This is a genomic window from Corallococcus exiguus (assembly GCF_009909105.1).
In the GTDB taxonomy this organism is placed as follows: domain Bacteria; phylum Myxococcota; class Myxococcia; order Myxococcales; family Myxococcaceae; genus Corallococcus; species Corallococcus exiguus.
On record NZ_JAAAPK010000014.1, the window covers coordinates 154,329 to 177,874 of the forward strand.

Consider the following 23,546-nt stretch of genomic DNA (forward strand, 5'->3'; position numbering starts at 1 on the left):
CTTCAGCATGCTGTGCGTTGAGCGAGGTCAGAGGTGTCTCCTCGATACCGCTTCCGGAGGTCGATCTTCCACCATCACTGGCCCCCCGGGTGCAAGAAATCAAGGGTCCCGCGGACGGAGAGGGAGCCCGTTGCAAAACCGACAGTCACTGCCCACCCTTCCGGTGATTCGAGGCTCGGCCAGGGGAGGTCCGCGTGACGTGGATGGGGGAGACGGCTGGAGGCAACGAAACCGCACCGGGGCTCGCGCTGTTGCCCCGTCAAGGGACACCCCGCCTGCTCGGTCCCCTGCTCCTGGACTACCTTGGGTTGGAGGCCCTGCCTCCCCTGCCGGCCGTCACAGGCATCGACGGGCTGATGGCCGCCGTGGGCTTCCGCCGCAAGGACGGCGAGCGCAACCTGTGGGAGCGCCAGGAGCGCACCGTCCTGGTGGGCGAAGAGCCGCTGGAGGACGGCGGACGGCTGGTCTGGGCGCTGCCTGTGCCCTGGAGCGCGGAGCCGGGTTCACCCCAGGTGCCCCAGGCTTCACCGTCAGGCGAGCGCGTGGAGGACCGCGTGCGCTTCCTGTCGCTCGCGTCGCACGACCTGCGCGGGTCGCTGGCCAACATCCGCTCGTACGCGGCGCTGCTGCTCAACGGGCGCATCCCGCTAGAGCCCAAGGCGCAGCGGGGGCTGGAGACCATCCTGCGCAACGCGGACCGGGCGCTCTCTTTCGCCCAGGACTTCTTCGACTCCAGCCGCGCGGACCTGGGCGCTCTGGCGTGTGAGCGCGAGCGCCAGGCGCTCCTGCCCATCCTGGATGCCGCGGTGGAGCGCACGCGGGCCGCGGCGTCCGCAGCCAACGTGGAGCTGGTGCTGGACACGCTGCCGGACCTGCCCGACGTGACCGTGGACGCGGGCCGCATCCAACACGCGGTGGAGGCCTTCGTGCACCACCTGCTGGCGCGCGCGCAGCCGGGCGAGGCGCTCCACGTGCGCGCCGAGCGCCTGGGTCACCAGGTGCGGGTGGAGGTGCGCCGCGACGGCGCGGCCGTTCCAGAAGAGGACATCACCGCTGTCTTCCAGTGCGAGGAGCGCGCCTTCCGCGAGCGCAAGCTGGAGGATCCGCTGCGCGTCTTCCTGGCCCGGCAGGAGGTGGAGGCCCACGGCGGCCAGGTGGGCGCCCAGGCGGACGCGGGCGGCACCACCCTCTTCCTCACGTTGCCCTTATCGCTTCCAGCGGAACTCGGGCATCCAGCGGGCTGGCAGGCGTGAGCCCTGGCCGGCGGAGTTGCTAGCGCGACCCACCTCCCACCGGTATGCTCCCTCGCGCATTTCGTGAGGAGCGAAGCCATGGGATTGAAGCTTCCTGAGATTCTTCTGATTTTCGCGGCGCTGCTGCTGCTGTTCGGCGGCTCGCGGTTGCCGCAGCTCGGCTCGTCCCTGGGCAGCGCGCTCCGCAACTTCAAGCGCGGCTTCTCCAGCGACGAGGAGAAGGACGACGCTGGCGACAAGAAGACCGGCACGCTGTCCGCGTCCACCACCGTGGACAAGGACGTCGCCGCCAAGTCGCCCAGCCACCACGCCTGAGTGCAGTTTCGTCCGGGTGGGCCCGGGAAGGCCCCGCCCCTGACGGCAAAAAGACATCGCTGAACGTTCACCCGTGACGCCCGTACCGTGACCGCTCGAAAGCGGCCTCGGACGGGCGTCGGGCTTTGGTGCGTCAGTCCATGACCTTCGCGCCTTCGTACATGGCGTCGATGGTCTTGATGTACTTCTGGCTGGCGACCTTGCGCTTCACCTTGAGGGTGGGCGTGAGCTCACCGGACTCCTGCGTGAAGTCCGCGTCCATGACGGCGATCTTCTTGATGCTGGAGTACGGAGGAATCTCCGCGTTCACCTTCTTGATGATCTCCTCGACGGCCGTCTTGATCTCCGGCCGCTGGGAGTTCTGCGCGTAGGTGCCCACCGCGATGCCCTTGTCCTCCAGCAGCTTGCGCGCCGGATCCTCGGACACGGTGATCAACGCCACCAGGAACGGCCGCTTGTCGCCGTACACCATGGCCTGGCTGATGAGCGGGAAGGTCTTGAGCGTGTTCTCGATGTTCTGAGGCGCCACGTTCTTGCCGCCCGCGGTGACGATGATGTCCTTCTTGCGGTCGGTGATGCGCAGGTAGCTGTCGGAGTCCACCTCGCCGATGTCACCGGTGTGGAACCAGCCGTCCGGATCCAGCACCTCCGCGGTGGCGGCGGGGTTCTTGTAGTAGCCCTTCATCACGCAGGGGCCACGCACGAGAATCTCACCGTCCGCGGCGATCTTGATCTCCGTGCCCGGCACCGGCGGGCCCACGGTGCCGATCTTGATCTTCTCCACCCGGTTGGCATTGCACGGAGCGCTCGTCTCCGTGAGGCCGTAGCCCTCCAGCACCTTGAGGTCGAGCAGGTCGAAGAAGTAGGCGATCTTCCGGGACAGCGGCGCGCCGCCGGAGATGAAGATGCGCATGTTGCCGCCCAGCTTCTCGTCGAGCGTCTTGCGCACCTTGGAGAACACGAGCTTCTTCGCCAGGCTGAACATCAGCGTGTCGTACTCGCGCCCCTGGCCCTTGGCCTCGGAGTACTCGTCGAACAGGCCGAAGGCCCACTTGAAGAGCTTGCCCTTCACGCCGGGCGCCGCCGAGCCGTTGGCCACGACGTTGTTGTAGACCTTCTCGAACACGCGCGGCACGGACGGCAGCACCGTGGGGCGCGTCTCCGCCAGGTTCGCGAGCAGCTTGTCCACCGACTCCGCGATGATCAACCGGAAGCCCATGGACAGCCACGCGGCCTTCACCACCTGGGCGAACACGTGCGCCAGGGGCAGGAAGAGCATGACGGAGTCCTCCGGCTTCATCATGCCCATGGCCTGGGTGGCCTTCGCTTCATAGGCCCAGTTGCCGTGGGTGAGGATGACGCCCTTGGGGTCGCCCGTGGTGCCGGAGGTGTAGACGAGCATGTTGGTGTCGTCCAACTTCACCTGGCCCACGCGCTCGGCGAATGCGGACTCGGCCGCCTGCGGCTGGCCCTTGCCGGAGGCCACCATGTCCGCGAGCGATATCTCCTTGTCGCCGGAGATGGGGCCCTCGAAGACGACGATCTTCTGCAGCGAGGGGATGTCCCCCAGCTTGGAGCGGACGCGGGACAGGCGGCCCGCCTGCTTGGCGTCCTTCTCGTCGTTGTCGACGAGCAGCAGCTTCGTCTCCGAGTGGTTCAGGACGTAGCGGCACTCATCCGGCGTGTTGGAGCCATAGATGGGCACCGTGATGGCCTGGGCCGCGCTGATGGCCAGGTCCGCGATGATCCACTGCAAGCTGGTGTTGGCGAAGATGCCGACCCGGTCCCCGGGCTGAACGCCCTGGGCGATGAGGCCCGCCGCCTGCGCCTTCACGTCCTCCAGCACCTGCGCGAACGTGACGTCCTGCCAGCGTCCGTCCTTCTTGTGCGTCACGCCTACCTTGGAGGCGTTCTGCGCCCGCTGAACGAGCAACTGGACGAGGTTCTGCTCCTGCGTCCCGCCCGCCGCGGGAGCCGTCGTGACCTGACTCTCTGCCCTCACTTGAGCTCCTCCTGGATGTCGGCATCCACCTTCTTGGCCCACTGCTGCACGCGCTGCCCCTCAGCGGGGTTGTACGCGGTGCTTCCCTGCTTGACCTTCTCGACGGCCGCGCTCGCTTCCTTCGCCTTGCCGTCCTTCAGCAACGTCTCGGCAAGGTAGTAGTGCGCGCGCAGCGACTGCGGAAACTTGGCGATGGCCTTCTGGTAGTACTCGGCGGACTTGCCCAGGTCGCGCTTCGGCCAGGGCAGCTCATAGAAATAGCGCCCCTTCACCAGCCAGGGACCGCCGTACTCGTACGTGGCGTCGAGCTTCAGCGCGGTGTCCAGGCGCTCGTTGAACTTGCCCTCCAGACCGTCGCCCAGCGCCTTCATGATGCCCACGGCCTGCGAGTAGGAACCGATGCCGCAGGCGGCGAAGTAGTAGCCCTCCACGCGCGCGGGCTGCAGCTTGGAGGCCTTGTCCCCGGCCTCCCAGGTCTGCTTGCCCAGGACCATCTTGAGCTTCTTCTCCGTGGCGCCGTCCGCCTGCCACTGGAGGATGCGCGCCTTGCGCCACGCCAGCTCGAAGTCGTCCGGCGCGGCCTTCAGCGCCTCGGACACGTCCTTGTCCAGCGCCTTCACGGACTCCGCGTCACTGCGCTTCGCGTACAACGCGTCGAGTTGGTCGAGCAGCGCGGGATCCGCGGCGTTCGCCGGGATGGCCCAAAGCACCCAAAGGGCAAGCAATTTCAAGCGCATCGAAAAGCCTTAGCACGCACGCTCGCCCACCATCAACCGAACGTGCCAGACGCAGCGCGGCAAAAACGAAGACGGGACCGGCAAGGTGTGAACACCCCGCCAGGTCCCGTCATCGATGCAACAGATGCTGCCTTTCGCGCTTGGCGCTTCAGGCCGCGTCGGCCGTGGCGGTGTGCTCCTCGTTCTCGTTGAAGGCGATGAGGTAGCGCTCCAGGAAGTTCTTCGTCTTCAGCTCCACCTGGCGCACGCGCTCGCGCGACACGCCCCAGCGCTGGCCCAGCTCCTCCAGCGTCAGCGGCTTGTCCTGCGTGAGGCGCTCCTGGAGGATGTCCCAGCCCAGGTCGCCAATGCGCTTGCGCACCTTGGACAGGGCATCCTGGATTTCGGTGTCCTGCTCGCGGGAGAGGAACGTCTCCTGCGGGGAGGGACCGCCGTCCTCCAGCCGGTCGAGGAAGGTCGTCTCGCCCTCCTCGTCGATGGTGGCGTCCAGCGAGAAGTCCACCATGCTGCCGCGCTCCGCCTCACCGCCGCGCACCTGGCTGCGGTTGTCCTTCAGATAGCGGGTGATGTAGGCGCGGATCCACCACACGGCATAGGTGGCGAAGCGCACGTTCTTCTTCGGGTCGAAGTGCTCGATGGCCTTCATGAGGCCGACGTTGCCTTCCTGGATGAGGTCGTCCAGGCGGGCCCCGCGGTTGGCGAACTTCTTCGCCACGGCGACCACGAAAGCGAGGTTGGAGCTGGCGAGCGTCTGTCGGGCGCTCTCGTCACCCTTGCGGGCCTGACGAGCCAGTTCGTACTCCTGTTCACGCGTGAGCTGCTGGTGGCCGCCCAGGTGACGCAGGTAATGCGAAAGGCCCTCTGCCGCGAACTTCGTCGAGTTGGCCATGATTTCCCGTCCTTCCGTTCGAAACTGCCGGACGCGATGAATCCCCCGACGAACCGCGTCCACCTGTCACTAGGACGCGCAACGGCGGAAAGGGTTTCTCATTCCTTCCAAGAAGAGCGTTTCGCCCTCTCACCCTTGTCAAATGCCCGTCACGCACTCGCACTTCCGGGCCCTTGGAAGCGCGTGACGTGTCGGGTGGGACAGCACCTACGTTTCCGGTCACGAAGTCTTCAACGCTTGAGCGCGGGGAAGATTTTCTCGGGATTGAGCAGACCTGATGGATCGAAAAAGACCTTCAGGCGGCGCTGCAGTTCCAACAGCGCGGGCGATTGCTCCAGCGCCAGATATTCCCGCTTCGCGTGCCCCACGCCGTGCTCACCGGTGATGGTGCCCCCCAGCTCCACGGTGAGCACCAGCATGCGACGCAGCGCCTCGTCCACGAGGGGGCGCTGGCTGGGACCTTCGTACAGGATGTTGGCGTGCAGGTTGCCGTCGCCCGCATGGCCATACGTGGCCACGGTGAGCCCCAGCTCCGCGCCCATCTTCTTCAGCCGCTCGATGATCTCGGGAATTTTCGAGCGGGGTACCACGATGTCCTCGGAAATCTTGGCTGGCTTGAGCGCGCGCAGTGCCGGGGAAATCATCCGCCGCGCCGCCCACAGCTTTTCGCGCTGACCTTCGTCCTGGGCCACCAGGGTCTGGGTGGCCCCGTGCTGAGTGCAGATGTCCCCCAACAGTTGGAGCTCCGCGAACACGCCTTCGGGAGTGTTGCCGTCGACCTCGGCGATGAGGGCGGCGCCCGCGTCCGGGGGGAACTGGAAGCTGCCCCGGTGCACGATGGCCTGGACGGCGACCTCGTCGATGAGCTCCAGGCAGCGCGGCAGGATGCCGGCGGCGAGCACCGCGGAGACGCCTCGCGCCGCGTCCAGCACGGAGGGGAACACCACCAGCGCGGTCATCACCTGACGGGGCAGCGGAATCAGCTGCACCGTGATTTCAGTGGCCACGCCGAGCGTGCCCTCGGAGCCCACGAAGAGCCCCACCAGGTCATAGCCAGCCACGCCCTTGATGGTGCGCCGGCCCACGCGCAGCACCTCGCCGTCCGGCATCACCCACTCCAGGCCGATGACGTAGTCGCGCGTGACGCCGTACTTCAGGGCGCGCGGGCCGCCGGCGTTCTCCGCCACGTTGCCGCCCAGCGTGCAGAACTCCCAGGAGTTCGGATCCGGCGGATAGAAGAGCCCTTGCGCCTCCACGGCCTTCATCAGGTCGCCCGTCACCACGCCGGGCTCCACCACCGCGGTGAGGTCCTCCTTGGAGATGGAACGGATGCGGTTCATGCGCTCCAGGCTGACCGCCATGCCGCCCTTCAGGGGCAGCGAGCCGCCGCTCTTACCGCTGCGCGCGCCGCAGGGGGTGAAGGGCACGCCGTGTGCCTGGCACGCCTTGAAGATGGCGGACACCTGCGCGGTGGTCTCCGGCAGCAGGACGGCGTCAGGCCGGTACACGCCGCTGTCGGACTCGTCGCGCGCGTAGGCGTCGAGCGTGGACTCGTCGCGCTTCACCTGGGCCTGGGACAGCACGTCCGCCAGGGCCTCCAGCACCTTCGCCACGCGCTCGGGCGCCACCCGCTCGAAGGTCTGGGAGGCGGGGTTCATCGGCCCGCTCCCGTGCGAGCCCCCAAGCGGGCCCACAGCTCGCGGCGCAGGGGGCCGTCGCGGCGCAGGCGTCCTTCATAGGCCTCCGCGTGGGTGACGGCGTCGCGTTGGTGGTCGGCCCTCAGCCGCAGACACGCCTGCTCCGCTTCCAGGATGCAGGCGGTGGCGGGACTGTCGAGCACTCGGGCGAGCGAACGCGCCACCTGCCGGGCCAGGTCTTCCTGGAGGATGAGCCGGTGCGCGAAGACATCCACCAGCGCGCCGATGCGTCCGAAGCCCACCACGCGCGAACCCGGCACGTAGGCCACGTGCGCGCGGCCGGTGAAGGGCAGCAGGTGGTGCGGGCACATGGAGTGGAAGCGCAGGTCCGTCACGACCACCAGTTCGCCGGAGGAGTCCGCGGGCGCGGGGTAGGTCTTTCCGAGCGCCTCCTCGGGCGTGCGGCCGTAGCCGTCGAGGAAGCCGTTCGCCCACACGTCGGCCACGCGCGTGGGTGTGTCCAACAGGTTCACGTCCTGGAGGTCGAGCCCCGCGGCGGTGAGGAAGTCGCGGACCGCCCGGGCCATACCGGCGGGGTCGGGGCGCACGGCGCGAGGGGCCGGGGCCTTGGCGGCGGGGGCGCGGCGACGGGAACGGGAGGGAGGCACGGGCGGCGGAACTCCTGGCGCGAAGGGCGTGACGCTGGCGCGCCCAACCTAACCGATGCGGCCAGGAGGGACGTCTGGAATGAAAACAACGTTCCCTTGTCGTCGTGTTTCGGCGGTGTACCCAGGCTGCCTTGACACTCCCGGGGGCCGACAGTAAGCCAGCCGGGAACCCTCAGATGCTCTCGCGCGCCCACACCCTTGCCCGCCTCACCGCGATGCTGCTCGTCGCGCTCTGGGGTGCCCAGCCGCTGGGTCTGGCGCTGCACGTGGAGCAGCACGCGCACCGGTTCTGTCCGCAGCACCAGACGTTCGAAGAGGACGCGCGGCGCGCGAACCCCGCGCTGTCCCGCTTCTCCGAGCGCGCCCCCGTCGTCGCCTCCGTGCCGCCCGCCGTGGCGGACGCGACGGCCCTCAACCACGAGACGTGCCCGCTGCTCACGGCCGCCCCGCAGGTGGAGGCCCTCCAGGGCTCGGGCGTCGCTTCCGCTTCGGCGTGCGTGGAGAGCAATCACCCGGCCACCGCGCCGCCCCGTTCCTTCGCGCCGCTCGCCGTCCTCGACACCGCGCCCAAGGCCTCGCCTCCGACGCACGCGTAGTTCCGCGTGTCGTGTCGTGAAGCAGATCATCAGGTCGACGGTCGTCGCGGGGTGCGCATGCGCATGCTCCACGGCCGGCCGGTTCCGAGGAGCCAACATCCGTGTCATCCCTTCCGCGCAGGCATCCCCGCGCCCTCGCCGTCGTGCTCGCAGCGCAGTTGTCCGCGAGCGCGGCGTGGGCCCAACAGTCATCACCGCCCTCCACCGAGGCACCCCCACCTTCCGAGGCCCCTGCGCCCGCCGAGGACACTCCGGCGCTGAGCCCGGAGGAGATGGAGGAGATTGAAAAGGCGCTGGGCACGGACACGAGCACGCGCGCCCGTCCGTCCGGCGACACGTCCCCGGTGTCACCCACCGCGACGAACGACTCCGGTGTGACGCCGCTCAAGCTGCCCAACGCCATCTCCAGCGGCACCAACTTCCTCAACCTGAGCTTCATCCTGGACATGGCCCTGGCGGCCTTCTCCAACAAGGAGCCCCTCCAGGGCGGCGCGCACGACCCGACGAAGAACGGCTTCAACCTCCAGCAGTTGGAGCTGTCCATCGGCTCCGTGGTGGACCCGTACTTCCGCTTCGACAGCAACCTCGTCTTCAGCCAGTTCGGCGTCGAGATTGAAGAGGCGTACGTCACCACGCTGGACCTGCCCCTCAACCTCCAGGTGCGCGCGGGCCAGTTCCTCACCCGCTTCGGCCGCATCAACGCCACGCACCCGCACGCGTGGGACTTCGTGGATCAGCCCTTCATCATGAGCCGCTACTTCGGCGCGGAGGGCAACCGCGGCCTGGGCGTGGAGGGCTCCTGGCTCACGCCGCTGCCCTGGTACGTGGAGGTCATCGGCAGCGCCACCGACGCCACGGGTGAGGCCACCGCGCGCAGCTTCTTCGGCGCCGCCGCCGAGCGCGTGCTGTCGCCGCTGGACTTCCAGCTCACCGGCGCGGTGAAGCAGTTCTTCCCGCTGTCGGACGACCTGTCGCTCTTGTGGGGCCTGTCCGTCGCGACGGGCCCCAACCCCACGGGCTACCGCAACTACACCAGCATCTACGGCACGGACGTGTACCTGAAGTTCCGGCCAATCACGTCGCAGAGCTCGCAGCAGCTGGTGTTCCAGGCGGAGGTGCTCTACCGCCGCAGGCAGGTGCCGGAGGACGTGCTGTCCGACTGGGGCGGCTATGCGCAGACGGTGTGGCGCTTCTCCAACCGCTGGGCCACGGGCGTGCGCTACGAGTTCGGCTCGGCCGCGAAGACGCTGGAGGGCCGGGTGGCGAATGATCCGCTCGACCCCGAATGGATTTCCGACCGCCAGCGCATCACCGCGTCGGTGACGTTCTGGCCCACCGAGTTCTCCCGCCTGCGCCTGCAGGCCGCCACGGACCGGGTGGGCTGGCGCGAGTCGCCGGACTACTCGGCCTTCCTCGCCCTTGAAGTCGTGACTGGCGCCCACGGTGCCCATGCGTTCTGACCTCTTCTTCCGGAGCCCTTCCATGCGTTCCCTTCGCCTGTTCGCGGCCCTGTGCGCCGCCGTCGTCAGCCTCACCGCCGTTCCCGCTCGCGCGGATTTGAAGGTCGTCGCCACCCTCCCGGACCTGGCCGCGCTGGCCAAGACCGTGGGCGGGGACAAGGTGGACGTCATCGCGCTCGCGCTGCCCACGCAGGATCCGCACTTCGTGGACGCCAAGCCGAACCTGGCGCTCGCGCTCAACCGCGCGGACCTGCTCATCGCCGCGGGCCTGGACCTGGAGATCGGCTGGCTGCCCACGCTCCAGATGGGCGCGCGCAACAACCGCATCCTGACGGGCAACGCGGGCTACCTGGACGCGTCGCGGTTCGTGAGCCTCCAGGAGATCCCCGCCGGGCAGGTGGACCGCAGCCAGGGCGACGTGCACCCCGGCGGCAACCCGCACTACCTCTATGATCCGCGGCAGGCCCTCAAGGTGGCGGCCGCCATCGAAGCGCGCATGTCGCAGCTGGATGAGAAGAACGCCGCCACCTACAAGGCCAACCTCGCGAAGTTCACGCAGGAGCTGCAGGCGGCGCAGACGGGCTGGGAGAAGCGGCTCGCGGGCTTCAAGGGCGTGCCCGTCATCGCGTACCACCGCACGACGGCGTACCTGCAGGACTGGCTGGGCTTCAAGACCATCGCCTTCCTGGAGCCCAAGCCGGGCATCCCTCCGAACCCGTCCCACGTCGCGCAGGTGCTGGCGCAGGGCAAGGCCAACAAGGTGAAGCTGGTGCTCAAGGAGGACTACTACCCGGACAACATCGCGAAGCTCGTGGCGTCGAAGATTCCCGCCGCGCTCGTCACGCTGCCCGGCGGCACCGACTTCCGTTCCAGCCAGACGTACGTGCAGCGCCTGGAGTTGATGGTGGGCCGCCTGGAGCAGGGCCTCGCCGGGAAGGGGGAATGACGCCATGAAGCGCTTCCATTCCAAGGCGTGGTTGCTCCCCATCGCGCTGCTGTCCGGGTGCGCGTTCGATGCGGGCGAGGGCTTCGCGGTGCTCGATCCCTCCGTCCAGGCCGCGTACTCGCCGGTGTCCGGCCGCAATGCGGGTGATGGCTACCAGGCGCTCGCGTCCGACTTCCAGCTGCGCATGGACACCGGCACGGTGAGCCTGGGCAGCATCGACCTGATTGCCAGCTCCGGGGGCGGAGGCAGCACGGCGTTCGACCCGTCCTCGCCACCGCCGGGCTACTCGCTGTGCCACAACGGGCACTGCCACAGCGACTCCGGGGCGCTCGTGGACTACGAGGACATCCAGGCGGAGCTGGGCGGCGGAGGCAGCACCACCGTCACCGTGGCCAACCTGCCGGTGGACGCGGAGCTGGACCTGCTGGCTCCCGCGACCCGCGACCTCACGTGCAAGCCCGCCTGTGAGCTGGGCAAGGCGACGCTGTCCCGCGGACGCTGGGCCGTCACGGGTCTGCGGATGACGGGCAGCGTGCGCGATGGCCGCGTCCCGGCGCGCTTCGCGGGTGCCCTGCCCTTCCGCTTCACCGCGACGGTGACGGGCGCGGAGGCCACGCCGGTGGCGGTGCTCACCGGCGCGTTGGACGTGCCGTCCGACCGAGAGAATGAACCGCGCGTGGCGTTGGGCCTGAAGCTGGAGCTGACGCCGGCCCTCTTCGACGCGGTGGACTGGTCCGCCGCGACGGTGGGAGCGGATGGCGTGGTGGACCTGGATGCGCCCGCGAACGCGGCGGTGCGCACCGCGCTTTTGGAGAAGGTGGCGGCGCTGAGCCCCACCGCGGAGGTGAACCGTGGCTCACGGTGATCACGAGACGGAGCTGGACCGGGGCCATCGCGCCGCGGTGCCGGAGCCGGGCGAGCCCCTGCTGAAGTGCGAGCAGCTCGTCATCGGCTACGGGGGCAAGGACATCCTGCCGCCCATGGACCTGGTGGTGCGCCGCCACCAGTTCGTGGCGGTGGTGGGCCGCAACGGCTCTGGCAAGAGCACCTGGTTCAAGACGCTGCTGGGGCTGATTCCCCCGGTGTCCGGCCGCATCGCCCTGGGCGCGCCGCACATCCGCAGCGCGTACGTGCCGCAGATGTCCGCCATCGACTCGCTGTTGCCCGTGCACACGCGGGAGCTGACCGGGTGGGGACGGCTGTCCGGGTGGAACTTCCTCCGGCCCTTCCCCAACAAGACGGACCGCCAGAAGGTGGAGGCGGCGCTCGATACGGCGGGCGCGCGCGGCATCGCGAAGCGGCCCTTCCGCGACCTGTCCGGCGGCGAGAAGCAGCGCGCGCTGCTGGCGCGGGTCATCGCCACCGAGGCGGACGTGGTGCTGCTGGATGAGCCCACCGCCGCGATGGACGCGGTGGCGGAGAAGCAGACGATGCTGCGGCTGTGCGCGCTCGCGCATGACCGCGGCCTGGGCGTGGTGGTGGTGAGCCACGACCTGTCCGTCGCCGCCGAGCACGCCGACGTCATCCTCTTCGTGGACCGCGAGCACCGCTGCTTCGTCATGGGCGACGCGCGCACCGTGTTCTGCCACCCCGCCTTCCGCCGCCAGTACGGCGACGACTACTGCCACACCGCGCCCCAGGGACCCCACCGTGGAAACAACCCTGCTTGAGCCCTCGAAGTGGGAACAGTTCCAGGCGGGCTGGGAGCTGTTCCGTGACCCCATCCTCTGCGCGCTCATCGCCGGGTGCGTGCTGGGCTTCCTCAGCGTCTACGTCGTGCTGCGGCGCATGGTGTTCGTCAGCGCGGCGGTGACGAACACCGCGGGCCTGGGCGTGGCCCTGGCCTTCTTCGCGGAGATCCACCTGGGCGTGCACGTGGACCCACTGGTGGGCGCGGTGGTGCTGTCCGTCGCGGCCACGCTGCTCCTGATGATTGAACCCGCGAGGCTGCGGCTGTCGCGGGAGAGCCTGCTGGGGTGCGCGTTCGCCTTCGCGGGCGGCGCGGCCATCCTGGTGGGTGACCGCATCGCGCAGGAGGCGCACGACATCCAGGGCATCCTCTTCGGCACCGCGGTGCTGGTGACGCCGGATCAACTCCAGGCGGTGGCGGTGGCCGGCGGGGTGCTGATGGTGCTGCACCTGTGGTGGTTCCGGGGCATCGCCTTCGTGAGCTTCGACCGCATTGGCGCCACCGTGCAGGGGCTGCCGGTGAAGCTGCTGGACACGGTGTTGATGGTGTCCATCGGCATCATGGTGGGCGTGTGCGCGCGGGCCCTGGGCGCCCTGCCCGTCTTCGCGTTCTCCACGCTGTCGGCCATCGCCGCGCTGGTGCTGGACCTGCGGCTGCCGTGGACGTTCTTCACGGCGACCGTGCTGGGCGGCATCGCGGGCGCGGGCGGATACCTGTTCGCGTACTTCTACGACTTCCCGGTGGGCGGTTCGCAGACCGTCCTGTCCGGGGTGCTGGTGCTGCTGATGATGCTCGTGCGCCTGGTGCGCGAGCCCTTCAAGAGCAGGGCGTAAGCGGTGGGCCGCCGTCGTCCCTGCTTCAGCGGACGGCGGCGGACACCTTCTTGAACTCGGGCGTGCCCGCGCGGCCCAGCATGTCGAACAGGGCCGACTCCACGGTGAGGATGCGCGCGCCCGCGTCGCGGCACAGCTCCAGTCCCACGCGGCGGTCCTCCTCCGAGCGCGACAGCACCGCGTCCGCGAGCAGGCACGGCTCCCGGCCGCTTTCCGCCAGGTCGCGCGCCGTCTGGAAGACGCAGATGTGCGTCTCCATGCCGGTGATGAGCACCTGCTTGCGGTCCCCCAGCACGGAGAGCACGTCCGGCGTGGCGGCGGAGAACTCCATCTTCTCCAGCGGCTTGAACTCACCCAGGCGCAGCTTGAGCAGGGAATGCGTGCGGCCCAGCCCCTGCGGGTACTGCTCCGTGACGATGACGGGCAGGCCCAGGGCCCGCGCGCCCTCCACCGCGGCGCCCGTGCGCGCGAGCATGCGGTCCAGGGCGTCGCGGTCCATCGCGGCGCACAGGCGCTCCTGGATGTCGACGACGAGCAGCGCGGCCTGCTCGGGCTTCAGGCGGAACGACGGCATGGGGCGGCTCCTTGGAGGATGACCCCTAGTGACGCGAAGGCCGCGCCTGCGTCAAGCGCGGCGGCGTGCGGGCTCAGGCCCCGTGAACGGTCCAGGGCGCTCCTCCGCCCCGGGGGACGGGCGCGGTGTCCACCGAGGCCACGTCTGGCACCCGACGGAGCGCCGTGCGGCCGCGGTGGCCCCGGGCCGCGAAGCCCCGTGCGCGTTGCAGGCCCGGCAGGTGCGGATCCGCGTCGCGCCACAGGTCCAACACCACGGCGAAGTCGTGCGCCGCCTCGGACATGCACTCGCAGGCGACGTGGGCCTCCGCGACCAGGAGCATGCAGTGGCCGCAGCCGGGCCGCTCCCCTGCCCGCTCCAGCGCCAGCTCCAGGGCCTTCTCCTCGCGGCCGGAGCGCAGGCGTACGCGGGCCAGCGTCTCACGGGGCGGCCGGCAGAAGAGCGCGGGGCCCACGGGACGCAGGCGGCGCTCCAATCGCAGCGCCCGCGTGAGCGCGGCCTCCGCCCGGCCGGAGTCTCCCCGGCGCGCATCCAGCGTGCCCCGTAGCTCCTGCGCGGCGACCTCCACCGTGCGCGCCACGTCGCGAGCGCATAGGGCGCGGCCCTCGGAGCGCGGCGCTTCCGACAGGGTGTTCACCAGTACATCCAAGGTGCCGCACGCGCGCTCCACGTCGCCCAGCCGTCCCGTCTCCAGCGCACAGACGCCCTTCGCGTACAGGCGCACGGCGTCACGCAGTCCCGCCTCCGCGATGGTGGCCGCGTCTCCCAGCTCCATGGGGACCTCCGCCGCCGCCCGGCTGAAGCCGAAGCGCAGGTGCGCGGCGACGAGCGTGGTGGCGGCGAAGAGCACCGCTTGCGGCTGGCCTCCTGAAGCCTCCACTCGCTGCCGCAGCTTGCGCGCCCAGGCCTGCGCGCCCCGGTACTGCCCCACTTCCACGCAGCCTTCGCTGAGCAGGCGCAGGGCGGTGTCCGCGCTCGGCGCTACGTCCAGGGGCAGCGACTCGCGCGCGAGATACGCGTCATCCGCCGTCACCGCTGACTCGAGGATGCGGTTCGCCTCCACCGCCTTGCCCACGCGCAGCAACAGGCGTCCGGCGGCGAGCAGCGCGGGGCTTCCCGCGGGCACGAGCGACGGAAGCAACTCCGCGCTCTCCAACGCCGTCTCCGGCCGGGCGCTGGGCAGCCACGCCTGCACCCAGGCCACGTGCACGCCCGCGTGGTTCGGGTGCGTGCGCAACAGGTCGCGCAGGATGAGTTGTGCGTACGGCTGTCCCTGCCCGGGGCGCCCGTCGGACTCGTACCCGTCCAGCAGGAAGCCCGCGAGCAGCAGGCGCGGCTCGGGCTCCTGGGGGAAGCGGTCGATGAGGCACTCCATCTCCCGCACGAAGGCATGTCTGCCATTGGCGGGGCCCTTGTCCGCGAGGAGGCTGGCCGCGACGACCAACCGCTGCTCCATGTCGGTGGTGCCCTCCGCCAGGGTCAGCGCCTTGCGGATGGCCTCCGCGCGGTCCGCGGCGAAGCGCTGCCCCACGCCCCGGGCGAGCGCGAGCCCCCACCACGCCATGGCGAGGGAGGGATCCTGTCGCGCGGCCTCCGCGAAGGCGCGCCGGGCCTCCAGCGCCCAGCCCAGGTGCAGCAGGCGCAGGCCCTGATTGAAGTACGCCTGCGCCAGGGGAACCTGCGTCGTCACCTGGAGGTGTGTGTCTCCCAGCCCGTCCTGGAGCGGCGGCGTGGGAAGGGCTTCGTCCGGCAGGTCCTCCCACGCGACGTGGGAGTGGACCGACGGGGCATCGGCTCGGAACAGACGTGCCAGCATGGTGTCCTCCTCACGCTCCGGTCATCGGAGCGGCATGGTGTTGCACGGAGGCATCGGTCGCGCGCACTCGCACGGCCAGCCGCCTCCAGGCGGTCGACAACTCTTCGGCGGGGATGGGAGACGCCTTGCGCCGCGCCGCCAGGCACTCGCGCCGCCAGGCCAGGCCCACGTCGCGGGCCACCCACGCCTCGTACTCCGCGAGCCAGTCCGCCAGCCGCGCGAGTCCCGCCCGCGCCGCCCTGCGCTCCAGCCCCGTGGTCGCGTCGCGCCGGACGCCCACGTCCTCCACCCGGAAGGCCGTGCCGCGCGCTTCGTCCACCCAGCGGGGAACGAAGCCATCGCGCGGCACGAAGATGGCGGCGCCGCACGACTCGCACAGCGCGCCGAAGCCCCACAGCGTGAGGCGCCCCCCGTCCAAGAGCTGCCCCTGGTACGCGCTCTGTCCCTCCACGCCCGGCGGACGCGCTTCACGCACCAGCCCGCGCCGGAGCAGCACGTTGCCGTCCGGGCAACGCACGTCCTGGCCCAGGCACCACATGGCCACGTCGAACAGACGGTCGCCGTCGCGGCGCACGTCGCAGGGAAGCAGGGAACCGGCACTGCCAGAAGAGACCTTGGACATGGGGCGCCTCGGGCTTCATTGGAAAGAGAGGAACCGGGGGTCAGTCGTGGGCGTGGTCGTGCTCGCCCGACTCCTCGATGACGAGCGACACCGAGGACAGCGTCGAAGGCCCGAAGGTGAGCGTGTGCGTGCCCACGGTGAGCGGCACGACGTGGCGGCCCTTGATGTCCGTGCAGAGCGAGGAACTGGTGGCGCTCTCCTCGAACTCCACGGCCGCGCCGCTGCTGTTGGTGACCGTCACCGGGACCGGGGCGCTCATGTAGAGGACGTAGTCGGTGGCCTCGGAGACAGCGAAGGACACCGCGCCGCCCTTGCCGCCAGCGATGTCCACCAGCGCGATGTCGTAGCGCTTGTGGTCATTGCTCACGGCCGGGCCCGTGCCGCTGACAGCGGCGGTGACGGCGGCGGCGGGGCCTTCCTGCAGGTGCTCGCAGCCCTCCTCGTCGGCGTGGGCTTCCTCTTCGTCGCCACCGCAACCGGCGGCGAGGAGGGCGGTGGACAGCAGCAGGGCGGACAGAAGCTTCTTCATGATGGGGACTCCAGGGACACGGGGATGGACTGCGGGAACTCCAGCCGCACGGGCCGCACGCGCACCGCTCCTCAAGAGGCGCGAACGCGAAGGACCGGACGGAGCTGGAAGGAGGGACCGCGGCACGAAGCGCGCGCCCGTGCACGTGGCCGGAGGTGCCATGCGCGTGCGGCGGATCCGTTCAGCGAACGGGGACGCGCACGCCCTGGACTCCGGTGGCCACGGCGCACCCCGGCCCACGAAGACACGGGTGGCCAGGACGGCGGGCTACGGCGGCGGAGACTTAAGCGCGCGGCGGCGACGACTTGGGCGCGAGCCTCAACAGCGCGACGGGTGCCGCGTGGAAGCGGAACACCGCCAGCGCGGGGCTGGAGCGCGTGGAGACCGCGGCCATGACGGGCGCGGTCTCGGCCGGAGGCGGGGCCTCACGGCGGAGGAAGGCGTGGTGGCAGTGGGCCTCACCACCGTGGGGCGAGGCCTTCGACACCGGCGCACGGGCCACGCGCGCGTCGTCGAAGGAGAGCTCCTCCTCCAACGGGCCGTCGTGGGACGACGCCTCGCTCACGTGCATCACATCCCCGTGCTCCAGGCACGTGGTGTGCTGCACGAGCGCGAAGTGGAGCACGCTGCCAACATACACCAGCACGCACACGAGCACCCACGGCAGCGCCAGCAGGCGCGGCAGGGAGCGACTCGTGCTGAGGTGGCGTCGGAGGCGGCTCACGTCGACTCGGTCTCGAAAAGCAACTCAGTTGTTTTTAAGCGACCTCCCTGCCCGGTGCAAGCCGGGATGCCCTGGCCCGGGGCCGGAGGGCGAGGTGGCGGACACAGGGAACCGCGACGGGACCCGCGGGTTGTGGACCCACGAGCCCCTGGGGTCGTAGGTTCCGCGCCGTGCACGAGCTCATGGATGTCCTGCGCAGGCAGGCACACTATTTCGGACCGGAGCTGGCGAAGACCGCCTACCAGCGCGGCCTCGCGGTGACGAAGCAGGATGGCAGCACCCAGCCCATCCCCATCACCGCCACGCCGGTCATCCTGGACGCCGAGGAGATCAAACGCCGCTCGCTCCTGTCCGCGAAGCTGGCCTCCGCTACGATGAAGATGGCGCGCGCCATCCTGGGTGGCCCGGACGCGGAGCTGCTGCTGGGCGCGCTGTCGCCTCTGGAGCGCAGCCTGGCGCAAGGCACCTGGGAGGCGAGCCGCAAGCTCGCCACCACGCGCGTGGACTACTTCGTGTCCGGAGGCCGGCCCTGGGCGCTGGAGGTGAACGCCACCATCCCGGCCATGCAGGGCTATTCGGACATCGCGGCGCGCACCTTCATCGAAGTGGTGGCGCGGCACGTGCGCTATCCGGAGAAGGCTCTCGCGTCGCTGCTCACGCTCAACGGCAACAACGCGCTGGCGCTCTACCGCGCGCTGCTGGACGGCTACGCGGCCGAGCGCAACGGCCAGATGCCCGACACGGTGGCGCTGCTCTGCCGCAAGAACGACGCGCAGATCACGGAGCTGCGCTGGCTGTGCGAACGCTTCCGCGAGTTCGGCGCGGACGCGGACGTGGTGCATCCGGAGGACGTGTCCGGCGACGACGCCTTCACGGTGAACGGCAAGAAGTACGACCTGGTCTACCGCCACCTCTTCGTGCGCCGGCTGGAGCAGAACCCCGCCCCCTGGGTGGAGGACTTCCTCTCCGTCGTCCCGGGCAAGAAGGCCGTGTTCCTGAACCCGCCCGCCTCGCAGGTGGAGGTGAAGGCGACGTTCGCGCTCCTGTCGCAGGCGGTGACGGACGCGGCGCTCGCGGAGCGCGCGGGCCTCACGCCGGAGGAGCTGGAGGCGGTGCGCGAGTCGGTGCCGTGGACGCGCCCCTTCCGCCACGGTCCCGGCGTGGATCCGGACGGCGCACAGGTGGACGACATCGTGGCCCGCGTGGCCCGGGAGCCCGCGCGCTTCGTGCTCAAGCGCTCGTGGGACTACGGCGGCAAGGCCGTCTTCCTCGGCCGCTCCGTGGGCACCGTGCCCTACGAGGAGCGCGTGAAGGGCGCCTACGGCGAGTCCAAGACGTGGGAGCAGCTGTGCGAGCGCGCCGCGACGGATGCGCAGGGCGGCTTCGTGGTGCAGGAGGTGGTGGACACTCAGCCGGAGGAGCACCTGCTCTGCGGGACGAACCAGGTGCTGCCCACGTCCTTCTTCGTGGATTACTCGGCGTATGCGTCTGTTGGGCTCGCGAAGCAGCCCGCGTGGGGCGGGGTGTGCCGTGGGTCCATGTCGGAGATCGTCAACATCGTGGGTGGCGGTGGCGTGCTGCCCCTCATCACGACGGAAGTCGCTTCGAAGCTTTTGCTGGCCTGGAAGGCCCTTTAAGGCGTCCTCCAAGGGTCCTCGTTAAAGAGAGGCCGGGACTGAAGCGGTCCCCGGCCCGAAAGGAAACGAAACACATGGCGTGGGAATCTTCAGGTGGCTGGCAGGGCGGGCAGGCGAGCGCGGTGGACGACGTCCTGGTCCAGGAGTCGCAGCGCGCGTTCATGTCGCGCGTGCACGGTTGGATGTTCGCGGGCCTGGCGCTCACCGGCGTGATGGCGATGGTGACGCTGGCCAACGAGGCGCTGCTCCGCGTGGCGGTGCAGAACCGGATGGCCCTGTTCCTGGTGCAGTTGGGCGTGGTGTTCGGCCTGTCCATCCTGGCGCCCCGGCTGTCCGGCCCGGTAGCCGCGGTCATGTTCGCGGGCTACGCGGCGCTCACCGGCGTGACGATGTCGGTCATCTTCCTCATCTACACGGCCAGCTCCATCGGCCAGGTGTTCTTCATCACCGCCGCGACCTACGGCGCGATGGCGGTCTACGGCACCGTCACGAAGAAGGACCTGAGCGGCTGGGGCACGTTCCTCTTCATGGGGCTCATCGGCATCGTCATCGCCAGCGTGGTGAACTTCTTCATCAAGAGCAGCGCCGTGTCGTTCGTGATGGCCTGCGCGGGCGTGCTCGTGTTCGCGGGCCTCACCGCCTACGACGTGCAGAAGCTGCGCGAGTACCACGCGGGCACGGGCTTCAAGAGCGCGACCGCGGTGAGCATCGTGGGCGCGCTCACCCTCTACCTGGACTTCATCAACCTGTTCCTGTCGCTGCTGCGCCTGCTGGGCAACCGCCGCGACTAGCTCCAGGCGGTAGGATTCAACGTGGTTCCCCAGGGCGGGGCGCGAGGCGGGAAACCGCCTTCAGCGCTCCGCCTTCTTGTTGAAGGGCATCAGCAGCCGCTCCACGGGGCGCCCCTGCACCAGGTGCTCCTCCACGATGGTGGGCACGTCCTCCACCTTCACGCCGCCGTACCAGGTGCCCTCCGGGTAGACGACCACGGAGACGCCGAAGGAGCACGTGTCCACGCAGCCCGCCGCGTTGGCGCGCATGCTGCGCTTGAGCCCGCGCTTGTCGAGCTCCTCCTTGAAGGCCGCCCGCACCTCCTCGCCTCCCTTGGTGGCGCAGCACCCCTTGGGGTGGCCGTCCGGGCGACGGTTGGTGCAGACGAAGACGTGGCGTTCGAAGGGAGGCGGCATGGTCCGCCTCCTAACGCGCCCGGGCGTCGAAATCGACGCCGCCGTTTGGCAGGCGACCGTCCAGGCCCACCCCGCCCGGTCCTGATGTCGCCGGGCCGCTGGAGCGCCCCTACGCCCGGCGCACGGACTGCCAGCAAACATCCGTCAGTGATCACAAGCGCTTGGACAGGCGCCCTTCCCCGCCTGTCCGATTTCGCATGGTCATGGCCATACATTGCCAGCCACAACAGGCGTTGCGAGTCACAGGCGGGGTTCCTAGATCCAACTTGAGGTAGCTGTTCAGCCACCCAACGCCCACACCAAATGCAGTGTGTATGCGAGGACCTGATACTAGATATAGGGGAATGGGCGATGTTGACGGACCCCACCAGCGATCATATTGATCCGCCCGCCCGGCGGGTGGGCAGTCAGGCCCGGGCCCGGATTCCAGGGGTGGACCCTCTGGCTTCTGCCCATCCCGGACCATCCCAACGCTGCCGTCCCCGTACCTGGAAGTGATCATCGGATCCCCTGGGATCTCGCGGCGTTGGCTATTTTGCAAATTTTGCATCAGCACTCTCAGTGGATTTGGAGGCGGGCGTCATGGAGAAGGAACTGAGCGGGAAGCCGGTGGTGGGGGGCAGGGAGCCGCGGCGCGGCGGCCGTGCGAAGGGCAAGGCCGCGGTGGCCTCCACGGGGCTGAGCGTGGAGCGCTTCTTCACGACGCCCGGCGTGGATCCGGCGGACGAGCTGGCGTGGGAGCACCGCAGCGCGAGCATCAAGGGCGAGGACGGCAAGGTCGTCTTCGATCAGAAGGACATCGAGGTCCCCCGCTCCTGGTCGATGCTGGCAACGAACGTCGTGGCGTCGAAGTACTTCCGGGGCACGCCCGGCACGCCCGAGCGTGAGACGAGCGTGCGCAAGCTGGTGGCGCGCGTGGTGGACACCCTCACCCGCTGGGGCGAGGACGGGCACTACTTCGCGTCGGCGGTGGACCGCGAGGCGTTCCACGCGGAGCTGACGCACCTGCTGCTGCGCCAGAAGGCGGCGTTCAACTCGCCCGTCTGGTTCAACGTGGGCGTGGAGGAGCACCCGCAGTGTTCGGCGTGCTTCATCAACAGCGTGGACGACAACATGGAGTCCATCCTGGGGCTGGCGCGCACGGAGGGCATGCTCTTCAAGTACGGCAGCGGCACGGGCTCCAACCTGTCCAGCATCCGCGGCAGCAAGGAGCTGCTGGCGGGCGGCGGCACCGCGTCCGGCCCGGTGTCGTTCATGCGCGGCTTCGACGCGTTCGCGGGCGTCATCAAGAGCGGCGGCAAGACGCGGCGCGCGGCGAAGATGGTCATCCTCAACGCCGGTCACCCGGACATCCTCGAGTTCATCCGCTGCAAGTCGAACGAGGAGAAGAAGGCCTGGGCGCTGATTGAGGCGGGCTACGACCCGTCCTTCAACGGCGAGGCCTACGGGTCGGTGTACTTCCAGAACTCCAACAACTCCGTGCGCGTCACCGACGACTTCATGAAGGCGGTGGTGAACGACGGCCCGTGGCAGACGCGCGCGGTGCGCGACGGCCAGGTGATGGAGACCTACAAGGCCCGTGAGCTGTTCCGTGAAATCGCGGAGGCGGCGCACCTGTGCGGCGATCCGGGCCTCCAGTACGACACCACGGTGAACGCGTGGCACACGTGCTCCGGCACGGCGCGCATCAACGCGTCCAACCCCTGCTCCGAGTACATGTTCCTGGATGACTCGGCCTGCAACCTGGCGTCGCTGAACCTGATGCACTTCCGCACGCTGGAGGGTGGCTTCGACGTGGCCGCCTTCAAGCACGCGGTGAACGTGGTGCTGCTGGCGCAGGAGATCATCGTCGGCTTCAGCCGCTACCCCACCGAGCGCATCGCGAAGAACAGCCACGACTACCGTCCGCTGGGCCTGGGCTACGCGAACCTGGGCGCGCTGCTGATGGCGTCCGGCCTGCCCTACGACTCGGCCGCGGGCCGCAACCTGGCGGGGGCGATTACCTCTCTGATGTGCGGCGAGGCGTATGCGATGAGCGCGCGCATCGCGGAGAAGCAGGGCGCGTTCGCGGGCTACGGCAACAACGCGGAGCCCATGCTCGGCGTCATCCGCAAGCACCGCAAGGCGGCGTACCAGCTGCCCGTGGACGGCGTGAGCGCGGAGCTGCACGCGGCGCAGAAGGAGGCGTGGGACGACGCGCTGGCGCGCGGCACGGAGCACGGCTACCGCAACAGCCAGGTGACGGTGCTGGCGCCCACGGGGACCATCGGCTTCATGATGGACTGCGACACCACGGGCATCGAGCCGGACATCGCGCTGATCAAATACAAGAAGCTGGTCGGCGGCGGCATGTTGAAGATCGTCAACCAGACGGTGCCGCTGGCGCTGGAGAAGCTGGGCTACCCGCAGACGCAGGCGCAGGACATCATCGCGTACCTGGACAAGCACGACACCATCGAGGGCGCTCCGCACCTGAAGCCGGAGCACCTGCCGGTGTTCGACTGCGCGTTCAAGCCGTCCAAGGGCCAGCGCAGCATCCACTGGATGGGCCACATCGAGATGATGTCCGCGGCGCAGCCGTTCCTCTCCGGCGCCATCTCCAAGACGGTGAACCTGCCGACTGACGCCTCGGTGGAGGACATCGAAAAGGCATACATCGAGGCGTGGCGCAGCGGGCTGAAGGCCGTGGCGGTGTACCGCGACGGGTGCAAGCGCACGCAGCCGCTCAACACGTCGCAGGACAAGGCCCCCGAGAAGGCTCCGGAATCCCGCCGCGTGGTGGCGGAGCCCGCCCCCGCCGTGACGCCGGAGCCCAAGGCGCTGCGCCGCCGGCTGCCGGACGAGCGGCAGTCCATCACGCACAAGTTCTCCATCGGCGGCCACGAGGGCTACCTGACGGTGGGCATGTACGAGGACGGCAAGCCGGGCGAGCTCTTCGTCGTGATGGCGAAGGAGGGCTCGGTGGTGAGCGGCCTGATGGACAGCTTCGCCACCAGCGTGTCGTTGGCGCTCCAGTACGGCGTGCCGCTGCAGGTGCTGGCGGACAAGTTCTGCCACACCCGCTACGAGCCGAGCGGCTTCACGGGCAACCCGGCCATCCCCATCGCCAAGTCCATCACCGACTACATCTTCCGGTGGCTGTCGTTGAAGTTCCTGCCCACGGAGCCCCGCGCGGACGACGTGGAGGTGACGCCGGTGGAGGAGGCCCGTCCGGAGCCGGTGACGCAGGCGGCGGTGCCGGCCCAGGTGGGGACGCTGCAGCTGTCCGCGATGAACTCGCGCAGCACGTACCTGAACCAGGCGGACGCCCCGCCCTGCCACCAGTGCGGCGCCATCACCGTGCGCAGCGGCGCCTGCTACAAGTGCACGAACTGCGGCACGACGACGGGCTGCAGCTGAGCGCCGCAGCGGTCTTGAGCTGAAGTGAGAAA

At 69.5% G+C, this 23,546-nt stretch carries 22 protein-coding genes; 11 read left to right on the forward strand and 11 right to left on the reverse strand.

From position 1 onward, the window contains the following. Positions 1-203: 203 nt before the first annotated feature. A complete protein-coding gene (locus GTZ93_RS37615) occupies positions 204-1,253 on the forward strand; it encodes a sensor histidine kinase (protein WP_126935955.1) in 1,050 nt (349 codons plus the stop codon). A gap of 78 nt (positions 1,254-1,331) precedes the next feature. Next, a complete protein-coding gene (locus tag GTZ93_RS37620) occupies positions 1,332-1,568 on the forward strand; it encodes a twin-arginine translocase TatA/TatE family subunit (RefSeq protein WP_120576078.1) in 237 nt (78 codons plus the stop codon). Between the two features lie 133 nt (positions 1,569-1,701). On the opposite strand, the gene GTZ93_RS37625 is transcribed toward GTZ93_RS37620, so the two are convergent. From GTZ93_RS37625 to folE, 5 genes are all read right to left on the reverse strand, one after another. Then, positions 1,702-3,570 (reverse strand): AMP-dependent synthetase/ligase, encoded by a 1,869-nt coding sequence (locus tag GTZ93_RS37625; RefSeq protein WP_139920539.1) that lies wholly within the window; start codon positions 3,568-3,570, stop codon positions 1,702-1,704. Next, positions 3,567-4,307, reverse strand: coding sequence for a tetratricopeptide repeat protein (locus GTZ93_RS37630; RefSeq protein ID WP_120576080.1), 741 nt, complete (start codon positions 4,305-4,307; stop codon positions 3,567-3,569). The genes GTZ93_RS37625 and GTZ93_RS37630 overlap by 4 nt, the downstream gene beginning before the upstream one ends. Before the next feature lie 148 nt (positions 4,308-4,455). Further along, positions 4,456-5,196, reverse strand: a complete 741-nt coding sequence (locus tag GTZ93_RS37635; RefSeq protein ID WP_120565939.1) for a sigma-70 family RNA polymerase sigma factor — start codon at positions 5,194-5,196, stop codon at positions 4,456-4,458. A 230-nt stretch (positions 5,197-5,426) separates the two neighbouring features. Next, positions 5,427-6,854, reverse strand: coding sequence for an FAD-binding oxidoreductase (locus GTZ93_RS37640; protein ID WP_139920537.1), 1,428 nt, complete (start codon positions 6,852-6,854; stop codon positions 5,427-5,429). After that, entirely contained in the window at positions 6,851-7,420 is a 570-nt protein-coding gene (gene folE, locus GTZ93_RS37645) for a GTP cyclohydrolase I (RefSeq protein WP_126935947.1), read from the reverse strand. Before folE ends, GTZ93_RS37640 begins: the two co-directional genes overlap by 4 nt. 257 nt (positions 7,421-7,677) lie before the next feature. Here folE and GTZ93_RS37650 point away from each other — a divergent pair, with 257 nt between their 5' ends. The 6 genes from GTZ93_RS37650 to GTZ93_RS37675 all read left to right on the forward strand — a co-directional run bounded on the left by GTZ93_RS37650 (position 7,678) and on the right by GTZ93_RS37675 (position 13,026). Beyond that, positions 7,678-8,097 carry a hypothetical protein gene (locus GTZ93_RS37650; protein ID WP_120578126.1) on the forward strand — a complete coding sequence of 140 codons (420 nt, stop codon included), beginning with the start codon at positions 7,678-7,680 and terminating at the stop codon, positions 8,095-8,097. A gap of 101 nt (positions 8,098-8,198) precedes the next feature. Next, the gene (locus GTZ93_RS37655) at positions 8,199-9,557 is read left to right on the forward strand and encodes a zinc-regulated TonB-dependent outer membrane receptor (protein WP_139920106.1); all 1,359 of its coding nucleotides are present in this window, start codon (positions 8,199-8,201) and stop codon (positions 9,555-9,557) included. 22 nt (positions 9,558-9,579) lie between these two features. After that, positions 9,580-10,503 (forward strand): metal ABC transporter substrate-binding protein, encoded by a 924-nt coding sequence (locus GTZ93_RS37660; protein WP_139920104.1) that lies wholly within the window; start codon positions 9,580-9,582, stop codon positions 10,501-10,503. 4 nt (positions 10,504-10,507) lie between these two features. Then, on the forward strand, positions 10,508-11,368 hold the full coding sequence (locus tag GTZ93_RS37665) for a hypothetical protein (RefSeq protein WP_139920103.1): 861 nt from the start codon (positions 10,508-10,510) through the stop codon (positions 11,366-11,368). Further along, positions 11,355-12,173, forward strand: a complete 819-nt coding sequence (locus GTZ93_RS37670; RefSeq protein ID WP_169820902.1) for a metal ABC transporter ATP-binding protein — start codon at positions 11,355-11,357, stop codon at positions 12,171-12,173. Before GTZ93_RS37665 ends, GTZ93_RS37670 begins: the two co-directional genes overlap by 14 nt. After that, positions 12,154-13,026, forward strand: a complete 873-nt coding sequence (locus GTZ93_RS37675) for a metal ABC transporter permease (RefSeq protein ID WP_120578129.1) — start codon at positions 12,154-12,156, stop codon at positions 13,024-13,026. The genes GTZ93_RS37670 and GTZ93_RS37675 overlap by 20 nt, the downstream gene beginning before the upstream one ends. A gap of 25 nt (positions 13,027-13,051) precedes the next feature. Here the strand turns inward: GTZ93_RS37675 and GTZ93_RS37680 are convergent, their stop codons facing one another. From GTZ93_RS37680 to GTZ93_RS37700, 5 genes are all read right to left on the reverse strand, one after another. Beyond that, positions 13,052-13,600 carry an isochorismatase family protein gene (locus GTZ93_RS37680; RefSeq protein ID WP_120578130.1) on the reverse strand — a complete coding sequence of 183 codons (549 nt, stop codon included), beginning with the start codon at positions 13,598-13,600 and terminating at the stop codon, positions 13,052-13,054. Positions 13,601-13,673: 73 nt separating this feature from the next. Beyond that, entirely contained in the window at positions 13,674-15,416 is a 1,743-nt protein-coding gene (locus GTZ93_RS37685) for a hypothetical protein (protein WP_139920101.1), read from the reverse strand. Between the two features lie 10 nt (positions 15,417-15,426). Next, entirely contained in the window at positions 15,427-16,038 is a 612-nt protein-coding gene (locus GTZ93_RS37690) for a hypothetical protein (RefSeq protein ID WP_139920100.1), read from the reverse strand. Positions 16,039-16,078: 40 nt separating this feature from the next. Next, on the reverse strand, positions 16,079-16,570 hold the full coding sequence (locus GTZ93_RS37695) for a hypothetical protein (protein WP_139920110.1): 492 nt from the start codon (positions 16,568-16,570) through the stop codon (positions 16,079-16,081). A gap of 280 nt (positions 16,571-16,850) precedes the next feature. Continuing rightward, positions 16,851-17,291, reverse strand: coding sequence for a hypothetical protein (locus GTZ93_RS37700; protein WP_257979331.1), 441 nt, complete (start codon positions 17,289-17,291; stop codon positions 16,851-16,853). A gap of 182 nt (positions 17,292-17,473) precedes the next feature. Here GTZ93_RS37700 and GTZ93_RS37705 point away from each other — a divergent pair, with 182 nt between their 5' ends. Both GTZ93_RS37705 and GTZ93_RS37710 read left to right on the forward strand, forming a co-directional pair. Continuing rightward, a complete protein-coding gene (locus tag GTZ93_RS37705) occupies positions 17,474-18,928 on the forward strand; it encodes a hypothetical protein (RefSeq protein ID WP_167548658.1) in 1,455 nt (484 codons plus the stop codon). 74 nt (positions 18,929-19,002) lie between these two features. Beyond that, a complete protein-coding gene (locus GTZ93_RS37710) occupies positions 19,003-19,719 on the forward strand; it encodes a Bax inhibitor-1/YccA family protein (RefSeq protein WP_120578134.1) in 717 nt (238 codons plus the stop codon). A gap of 60 nt (positions 19,720-19,779) precedes the next feature. Here GTZ93_RS37710 and GTZ93_RS37715 read toward each other — a convergent pair whose 3' ends face one another. After that, on the reverse strand, positions 19,780-20,115 hold the full coding sequence (locus tag GTZ93_RS37715) for a (2Fe-2S) ferredoxin domain-containing protein (RefSeq protein WP_014397929.1): 336 nt from the start codon (positions 20,113-20,115) through the stop codon (positions 19,780-19,782). Between the two features lie 582 nt (positions 20,116-20,697). On the opposite strand from GTZ93_RS37715, the gene GTZ93_RS37720 reads away from it, so the two are divergent. After that, on the forward strand, positions 20,698-23,514 hold the full coding sequence (locus GTZ93_RS37720) for a vitamin B12-dependent ribonucleotide reductase (protein WP_139920096.1): 2,817 nt from the start codon (positions 20,698-20,700) through the stop codon (positions 23,512-23,514). Positions 23,515-23,546 lie beyond the last annotated feature (32 nt).